Here is a 1,033-nt window from a genome sequence, read left to right on the forward strand (position 1 = left end):
TATTCCTTTTCGCAGTATTTTTAGGAACGTTTGTGTGTGTTGTAAGGATTGGTTTACTTTTTGTTGAAGGCTATATTAAATGCGGTTTTAATCTGCGTAAGCACCTTCAACTCTATAAGAGTAATAAGCTCGGGGTGTGGATATGCTGTATGTTGGTAGGTTTTGGAATAATTGTTGCCATTGCCTATTTGCTCTTGAGGTTTTTCCCGGAAACATACTCGATAAGTAGCGGTTGAAGGAGTAATCTGGACATCCATATTAAGCGACTATCAATGCCATCGCTTTTCTAGATTTTAACTATTTATAACGATGGTTTTCCGGCTAGTGATACGCGAACGTTGAGCTAAACCTTTTATGATTGAAGATTCGATGTCTGAAAAGAAAGCTGTTAGTTCACTCTTAAACGAGCTTGATGGTTCAGGCTCGGAGAATGAGATGAATGCAATAAAAGAACTAAGAAAGCTTGGCAACCAACTTCCTAAAATGTTATTGGAAAAATATAGGGAAGCAAGGAAATGGCAAGTTAGAAGCTCTTGTGTTTATCACTCGATTCGATATGCAAGATCTTCTGCGGAGGCTGTACAGCTAGGGCTCGAAGCACTTTCTGACAAGTCTCATGTAGTGCGTTATAGAGCGTGTATGTTGCTGGCCTACTCACTTGAAATTAATGCTCTAGCAAGCTTAAAAAAAGCTGAAAAAAGCGATTCACACGTAGAGACCTTGCTTGATATTAAAGCAGCAATAGATGCAATAGAAAACGAAAACAGTAACTATTTCGTAGATCGAGAGCACTCTGGAAAAATGATTTTAAGAGTTAATTAAGACGAACTATGTAGACACCCACCGTTACAGTTTGTAATTGTGGTGGGTGTCCCAGCTAACTCCACCTGTTCCTCTACGGCAATCACCTGGGCAGTACCGTTCAAGTGCGCGATGGCGATGGCGATGGCAGAGGCGCCTTGCGCTTGGACTACAGCCCCTTCGGCCAGGTCTTCCTGAAACACAGCGACCGGCACCACTGGTCCCCGGCCGA

The 1,033-nt window shown here is 42.5% G+C and carries 3 protein-coding genes; 2 read left to right on the forward strand and 1 reads right to left on the reverse strand.

All coding sequences use genetic code 11. The features are described from left to right. Both EP166_RS21375 and EP166_RS21050 read left to right on the forward strand, forming a co-directional pair. The coding region (locus EP166_RS21375; protein ID WP_220432674.1) for a hypothetical protein at window positions 1-236 on the forward strand (236 nt) is incomplete at its 5' end. A 118-nt stretch (window positions 237-354) separates the two neighbouring features. Continuing rightward, window positions 355-822: a hypothetical protein gene (locus EP166_RS21050; protein ID WP_127560828.1), complete on the forward strand. Its 468-nt coding sequence runs from the start codon at window positions 355-357 to the stop codon at window positions 820-822. On the opposite strand, the gene EP166_RS21380 is transcribed toward EP166_RS21050, so the two are convergent. Beyond that, on the reverse strand, window positions 819-1,033 hold a 215-nt coding region (locus EP166_RS21380), incomplete at its 5' end, for a hypothetical protein (RefSeq protein WP_220432675.1). The genes EP166_RS21050 and EP166_RS21380 overlap by 4 nt on opposite strands.

The sequence above is a fragment of the Saccharospirillum alexandrii genome (assembly GCF_004000275.1).
Taxonomy (GTDB): Bacteria; Pseudomonadota; Gammaproteobacteria; order Pseudomonadales; family Natronospirillaceae; genus Saccharospirillum; species Saccharospirillum alexandrii.

Coding starts and splice junctions, on each gene's coding strand:
- EP166_RS21050 (WP_127560828.1), top strand. CDS start 355: ATGATTGAAGATTCGATGTCTGAAAAGAAAGCTGTTAGTTCACTCTTA.